At 39.1% G+C, this 6994-nt stretch carries 7 protein-coding genes; 3 read left to right on the forward strand and 4 right to left on the reverse strand.

Annotated elements, in window-relative coordinates:
- Positions 1-18 precede the first annotated feature (18 nt).
- Both ACP6L2_RS17740 and ACP6L2_RS17745 read right to left on the reverse strand, forming a co-directional pair.
- Positions 19-651: a hypothetical protein gene (locus ACP6L2_RS17740; RefSeq protein ID WP_440510583.1), complete on the reverse strand. Its 633-nt coding sequence runs from the start codon at positions 649-651 to the stop codon at positions 19-21.
- Positions 651-1187 carry an RNA polymerase sigma factor gene (locus ACP6L2_RS17745; RefSeq protein ID WP_440510584.1) on the reverse strand — a complete coding sequence of 179 codons (537 nt, stop codon included), beginning with the start codon at positions 1185-1187 and terminating at the stop codon, positions 651-653. Before ACP6L2_RS17745 ends, ACP6L2_RS17740 begins: the two co-directional genes overlap by 1 nt.
- A 572-nt stretch (positions 1188-1759) precedes the next feature.
- Here ACP6L2_RS17745 and ACP6L2_RS17750 point away from each other — a divergent pair.
- Positions 1760-2128 (forward strand): MmcQ/YjbR family DNA-binding protein, encoded by a 369-nt coding sequence (locus tag ACP6L2_RS17750; protein WP_440510585.1) that lies wholly within the window; start codon positions 1760-1762, stop codon positions 2126-2128.
- Here the strand turns inward: ACP6L2_RS17750 and ACP6L2_RS17755 are convergent.
- Together ACP6L2_RS17755 and ACP6L2_RS17760 are read right to left on the reverse strand one after the other, a co-directional pair.
- Positions 2125-2823: a LytR/AlgR family response regulator transcription factor gene (locus tag ACP6L2_RS17755; protein WP_440510586.1), complete on the reverse strand. Its 699-nt coding sequence runs from the start codon at positions 2821-2823 to the stop codon at positions 2125-2127. The genes ACP6L2_RS17750 and ACP6L2_RS17755 overlap by 4 nt on opposite strands.
- The gene (locus ACP6L2_RS17760; RefSeq protein ID WP_440510587.1) at positions 2807-3880 is read right to left on the reverse strand and encodes a sensor histidine kinase; all 1074 of its coding nucleotides are present in this window, start codon (positions 3878-3880) and stop codon (positions 2807-2809) included. Before ACP6L2_RS17760 ends, ACP6L2_RS17755 begins: the two co-directional genes overlap by 17 nt.
- Positions 3881-4342: 462 nt before the next feature.
- Here ACP6L2_RS17760 and ACP6L2_RS17765 point away from each other — a divergent pair, with 462 nt between their 5' ends.
- Entirely contained in the window at positions 4343-5470 is a 1128-nt protein-coding gene (locus tag ACP6L2_RS17765; RefSeq protein ID WP_440510588.1) for a PCMD domain-containing protein, read from the forward strand.
- Positions 5470-6237 carry a porin family protein gene (locus ACP6L2_RS17770; protein WP_440510589.1) on the forward strand — a complete coding sequence of 256 codons (768 nt, stop codon included), beginning with the start codon at positions 5470-5472 and terminating at the stop codon, positions 6235-6237. The genes ACP6L2_RS17765 and ACP6L2_RS17770 overlap by 1 nt, the downstream gene beginning before the upstream one ends.
- Positions 6238-6994: the final 757 nt, after the last annotated feature.

A 6994-nucleotide genomic window follows, 5' to 3' on the forward strand; every position in this document is an offset into this window, starting at 1 on the left:
AAAATTGAAAATCCTAAATTATTTTACTTGAATCCATAGGCTACCGCTGCTTCCTTTCCAAGTGATTTTATCTTGTATAAAACCCACTAAGACTTTACTTAATTCGGGATCTGTAGATTCTACAATTTGAACTGATTTTGCTTTTCCATTCTCCACCAAGAATTTAAGCCTTACCTCTGCAGGACCTTTATAATCTCTTAATTCAGAGTTCAACTCTTCGTTAAATTGATTCATACCCAATACAGGATGTACATCCGATGCTGTTAACTCGGTTGTACTTACGCGCATTTCCTGTTCCATCAACAAGACTTCCGTATTTTCATTTGGTCTTTGTTGATTCAAATACTTAAATAGAATCAGGGAACAAGCGACCATGAACAATACAGCTGCTGCAAGTCCAATAGTTAGCCTTTGCCAACTGTAGAATCGTTTGGTCTTATCGTGCGCCTTGGATTCCAATTTGCGGGCTAGACGTTGCTGAAGAATGCTCAATTGCTGACGATCAACCCCCTGCTGAAGCCGATAACCATCAATGGCATCTTGTAAAAAAGGATCCTCCAATGCCTCTTTTTCCATGGCATACATCTCCTCCTTACTCATGAGCCCCATGACGTAATTGTGGATCCTCGATAATTGGTAATTATTTTCCATTACTTCTTCTCCATACAAATTTTTAAATTCCGCCGGCCATTTTGGATATAGCTTTTCACTTTTGCTAATTCATATCCCGTCGTGTCGGCGATTTCCTTATAACAGCGCTGCTCCAGATAAAACATGCGAATACATTGTTCTTGTTCTTCATTCAATGTAGCCATGCAACTTTCAAGTTTTTCAAAATCCTGCTCATCCCATTTCTTCTCCTCATCAGCGCGCATGTGAAGCTCAGATTCGTATAAGTTTTCCTCAATATCAACTTTGGTGACCTGTTTAGCCTTACGCAACTGCATCAAACAATAGTTTCTGGCATAAACATATAACCAACTCTTAAAATTATCTACCTCATATATGCGTAACTTGTCAATCAGCTCGTCAAAAATCTGCATAACGGCATCTTGACTCTGCTCCACATCCTGTAAATACTTATAGCAAACCCCATATAGCAAAGACATGTAAGGCGAATACAGCTTACCCAAGGTGTCCAGGTTACCCGTATGCTTATAGTGTAATAATAACTCCTTTTCGTCCATGCTTATTAATGCTTCATCTTAATGATGTTTTAAGATAACAAATTCCATAAAGAAAATGCAGAAATCTTCTTTATTATAGGACTTACATGCAGTTACTCTGTTTTCCTTTCAATCTACATATTGCTTTATATCTTCCTCCATATTCCTTTGTGTTTGCTTCGTGTTTGCTTCGAGACTCTTAGGGATTTTCTATGGATCTGATAGGGACCTTGTTCGGATCTCGTTCGCTTCTAACCGAACGAGATCCGAAGGAGATCCGAACAAGTTCCGAAGGAGATCCGAAGGGTTCTCGAATCCAACCCCTAGTAAACCCCTAGGAGAGACGGTGAGACTACAGACAAAAGACATCAGAAATAGAAAGGGAATAGATAGGAAATAGATATGAGATATGAGACCGCTACGCTATTAGATAGGAGATATAATGGAGGTTATGTTACTTACAATTCGGGGAAATGCGAGGAGTCTCGTTGTCGATGTTTTTTTTGTGCATTGTGTGATATGGCTAGCTTGAAAATCCTTACTTTTAGCTAGGCATACCTTTTGCCCTTTGAAAAACATGCTAATAATAGGTTATGAATATTGAAGAATTACGTGATTATTGTTTACTGAAACCATATACTTTGGAGGATTCTCCATTTGGGCCGGAGCATTTAGCTTTTAAAATTGCTGGCAAAGTATATTTGTTAGTTGGTCTTGACCAGATTGATGAGTTGCGATTTAATGTCAAATGCGATCCGGAGTATGCTGTAGAGCTGCGGGAGAAATACGATCAGACAGTTATTCCAGGCTACCATATGAACAAGAAGCATTGGAATACCGTATATGCCAACCGAGAGTTAAATGATGCAGCGGTTTTTAAACTGATTGATCACAGTTATGAGTTGATATTAAATGCATTGCCTAAATCGCAACGCGAAAAGCTCAAAGAAGAATTTTCTTAGGGTAAGATTACTTCTTTTACTGATTTGGCATAACTCGCACCTATTGGTAGTTCCTGTTGGAATACCCATAAGTTTTGGCGGTCTAGTTTTTCGATATGGCTGCGGTTGACGATAAAGGATCGATGAATTTGAATGAAAGTATGCTCGGCATTCTCTTGCAGGAACTCCTTGATGGTCATACGAGCCAATACTTCTTGGTCTGGAAGATGGAATCTGATGTAATTTCCCACGGCTTCGATATAGCCCACCTCATCTAGGTTAACTTTTATCAATTTATAACCATCTTTGACGTAAATCGTCTGATCCTTATCTAAAATACCTTTTAGTTCTAAGATTTCTTTGGCTCGTTGACAGGCTTTTTCAAAACGATCAAAAGAATAGGGTTTGAGCAAATAGTCCAAGGCTTCTAATTCAAAGCCTTCTAAGGCATAATCTGGGTATGCCGTGGAGAAAATAACCATTGGTTTCACTTCCATTGTTTTATAGAAGTCTATACCGCTGACATCGGGCATTCTGACATCTAAGAATAACAAATGCACCTCGTTATCCTGAAGGTATTTGTTTGCGATCTTAGTGCTATGAAAGGTTTGTTCCAACTGAATGAAGGGAACCTTTGCAGCAAAGCGCTTGATGATGTCCAATGCGATTGGTTCATCATCCAAAGCAATAGCCTTAATTTTAATTTCCTTGTTCATCTTGTTCTTCCACCTCCATATTATTTGATCCGACTTTTAAATCGACTGTAAGGAAAACAAAGAATTCCTGTTGATTCTGTTCAATAACCAGCAAGTGTTTGCCAGGGTAAAATATGTTTAATCGAGACTGTACATTCTCTAAGCCGATACCCGATTTATTTCTTTCCAAGTCTGTGCCTTCAAGCTGATGTATGCTGTTATAGACAGAGAATTTTAATTGTTGATCTTGTATTTCAGCATTCACTTTAATCCATGATGGTTCCTCCATACTGATGCCATGTTTAAAAGCATTTTCTACGAAGGGAATCAATAGCATGGGGCTGATATAGAAGTTTTCTGTAGGGTCAACGATATCAGATTCGATTTTCACCGATGGGATATTTTCCACGCGCAGGCTTTGAATCGCTACATACTCTCGGAGGTAATTCAAATCTCTGGATAGTAGGATGTAGTCTTGTTGATTTTCAAACAGCATAAATCGCATCATTTGACTTAGGCGTTGCACGCTATCGGCCGTACGTGGTGCATCCTCCTGCAGCGCAATGCCATAAATGGAGTTCATGACGTTGAATAGGAAATGCGGATTGATCTGGGATTGCATTAATTTCATTTCCGCCGTTGTTTTTCCAAGATCCTTTTTCAAGTCTGCAATGGTCTGCCTCTTAGACTTATTCTTAGAAAAATAATACATACTAAATGGGACAACTATCAGAATAGTGATGATGCCGGCAATAAGAATTTTATCGGAATAACGACCATGAATAAGGGTTATCAATACAAGAAATGGCAAATACCCAATGATTGAAAAGAGGAGGGTCAATAAGTAGAATTGGGGTTCGATGATTTTCCTTTTCTGCAGTTTTACGATCAAATAGTCATTGTTGATCGCAAAGAGGTAATAGGCATAAGGAATCAATAAGGCAAGGGTACTAAAACGAGGTTTGAATAAGAATATCATCATAAAAATGATAACGGTGATTCCTATTACCAGAAATATCTCAGTGCTGATACGCCTGAAAGTTGATGGGTTAGTATTTGGTTCTTGTATGTTGTTCATGATTTTCTAGGTTTAAAAATAAGAAATTGTTTTGGCTAGAGTGACCAATTAAAGAATTCTCAATTGCGTTGTTCATAATTGGGAAAAGCAGTTGCAGGAAGTGTTCATTACTTTGCAGATTAGCGTAAGCCCTGTTTTCCTTAAAAAGGACTTGATCTACTTTTGGGTTTTCCTGAAACAGGTTTAAGCACAGATTGATAAGGAAATAAAATAACATACGATATCTAATTCAATGTTCTTACTATGTTTTGCTAGAACAATATTAAGTCAAGCAGATTGCCGCACTAAATTTTTGTGATGAATGCTGGGAAATTAATGACCAATGCTTAATATGAATGTAAAAATTCCCTTGCTTTATAGAATTAAAGCCTATTTACTGCCCTTATTGACCTTAAGAAAGGTATCTTTGCCCAACCTCTTTTGCCCATCAAAAGAGGAGTGGAATTTATTTTACATTACATCATGCCTTACAAAAAACTATTATGGCCATTGGCAGGCCTGTTGCTTTTTTTATCCAGTTGTATTAAGGAGGAAGCAGCGAACATGGAAGCTGACATTACCGCAGTTCAAATTGCAGATTCAGTTATCAACGCCAAACCGATCATCAATAATCGAAATGTCGTGATCTACATTAAGCCAGGAGAGCTTGATCTAAAAGATTATGCACTGTCTTTTGATTTAACTCCCGGAGCGACAATTGTTCCAGCTTCAGGATCTAAACAAGATTTTACGAAACCTGTATTTTATGAAGTGACCTCTGAAGATGGTCAGTTCAGCAAGAGATATGCTGTCTCATTATTGGAGTCTTCCGTACCTACAGCTTTTGATTTTGAACTATTTGGTCAGGACGAGGAAAAGAAATGGGTATATTTTTATGAAAATGTGGAAGGGATACCGCAAAGTCTATGGGCTTCTGGAAACTCCGGATTCGCATTTACTGCAGGAAATAAACCAACCATGCAATCATACCCAACACAAGTGACAGAAGAGGAGAAATATGTGGTCCATGGTAAGCATGCCTTGTATCTGGAGACTAAGTCTACTGGTTTTCTAGGAGGAATGGTCAAGAAACCTATTGCTGCTGGAAACTTGTTTATAGGGTCTATGTTCACTAAATCAATTATCGACATTCAGACACGTTTTGGATTACCTTTTAATCATGTTCCCGATAGTTTTGAGGGTTACTACCAATATACACCTGGAAAGAAAGTAATCGATAAGAACGGCAAGGAAGTGCAGACGACAGACGAGTGTGATATTTATGCGGTATTGTTTGATCGTGTAGCTTTAATGAAAGCGACGGAGAATGATGCAGTTGATCCGGCACGTACCTGGTTAAATGATCAAGATGTATTGACGAGTCCTCATATTGTAGCTATTGCGAAGATTGAGAATTCAGCGGCAACCCCGGATGCCATGCAGAAGTTTCATGTGCCTTTTGAATTTAAACGTCAAATCAGTAAAGCAGAGGCAGAGTCATTCCAATATAGTTTGGCTATAGTGCTTTCATCGAGTAAATACGGTGCCATTTTTCAAGGTGCAGTAGGGAGTAAATTAATTGTGGACAACTTGAAAATCAACGTAAAGTAATGCAGTTTAAAATCAATCATATCAAAATGATGGCGGTTGCCATCGTTGGGATGCTATGTGTTCAGTTTTCCCAAGCACAACAATTAGAGGCTGGCAAGTTTCAATTTGATGCCGAAGCGGGAACTAAAATTGGGGGAGCATCACCATTAAGCTTGCCTGTAGAAATTAGAGAAATAAAATCATATCGTCCAGCAGCGCCATTCTATGTAGGTGCCAAGGTGAGCTATGCCATTACTAACAAATGGGCAGTTCGCTCAGGATTGGTATTTGAAGGTAAAGGGATGAAAACAGAAGCAAATGTTAAAGCGTATAAAACCACCTTTAATGCGGATGAAGACCCGAACCAAAATGTTAAAGGATATTACTATGGTGATATTTCCACCAATGTAGAGAACCTATATTTAACCATTCCTGTACAGGCCCAATATCAATTGTCCGAAAGCTGGAGTTTATTGGCCGGACCATATATTTCCTTTGCGGTAAACCGTAGGTTCTATGGCGAGGCAATTGAGGGTTATATCCGTGATGAAACCCCAACAGGAGAACAAATCGGTATTGCCAATGCGGCCTATAGCTTTGACCGTAGCATCCGTAAGGTGGATGTAGGGATGAGCATTAGCGGAAAATATGATTTCGCAAAACGCTACTATGCTACCGCACAGTTTGACTATGGTTTTAATAATATCATGAAGGTAGGATTTGAGAGCATCAGCTTCCCTCTTCATAATATTTTTATGAATGTAGGGTTAGGGATAAGGGTGTTTTAAGCCCTGCGGGCAGTATCTAGTAGTCAGTATTTAGTAGTTAGACCTTAAGGGTAAAAGGACGGTCGATGCATGCATCGACCGTTTGTTTTTTTGTTATTTACAACTCAGAGCGAAGCGAAGAATCTTAGCCCTTCGGGCAGTATATTGAAGAAAGTAGTCAGACCTATTGAAGGGATAGATTTTATGGAACGCTATAACGGTCGAAGCATGCTTCGGCCCTACGGATATGGTGGTTTGGAATAATAAAATCACGATTGTTTGTAGGGGCGATGCATGCATCGCCCGCTAATAGCACGAATACATAAAATCACAAAACCACAATTTTATAAAACCACATAACCACATATCCACAAAAGCACATATGCAATTTTAATATATAGCTGTTGATATTAAATTAATCGGGCAGACATTCCGTTCGTTTTCGTCGGGGATAAATCCCTCTCCTCAAACTCACTCAGTACCGCCTCTACCTAGAGTGCTACCTAGAAAGTTTGTTATTTGGCGATTAATAGCCACCCAGCGTAGGGGCAGCACTAAGCGCAGCGGAATGTCTGCCCGTTTTAAAATAGTATATAGACCGCTTCGCTGTTAGATATGAGATATTAGATTTGAGATAGAATTGGGATTTTTTAACGGTCGAAGCATGCTTCGGCCCTACGGATATGGTGGTTTGGAATAATAAAATCACGATTGTTTGTAGGGGCGATGCATGCATCGCCCGCTAATAGCACGAATACATAAAATCACAAAACCACAA

Origin of the sequence: Sphingobacterium lactis, assembly GCF_051951495.1 — a bacterium.
GTDB classification, from domain to species: Bacteria; Bacteroidota; Bacteroidia; order Sphingobacteriales; family Sphingobacteriaceae; genus Sphingobacterium; species Sphingobacterium lactis_A.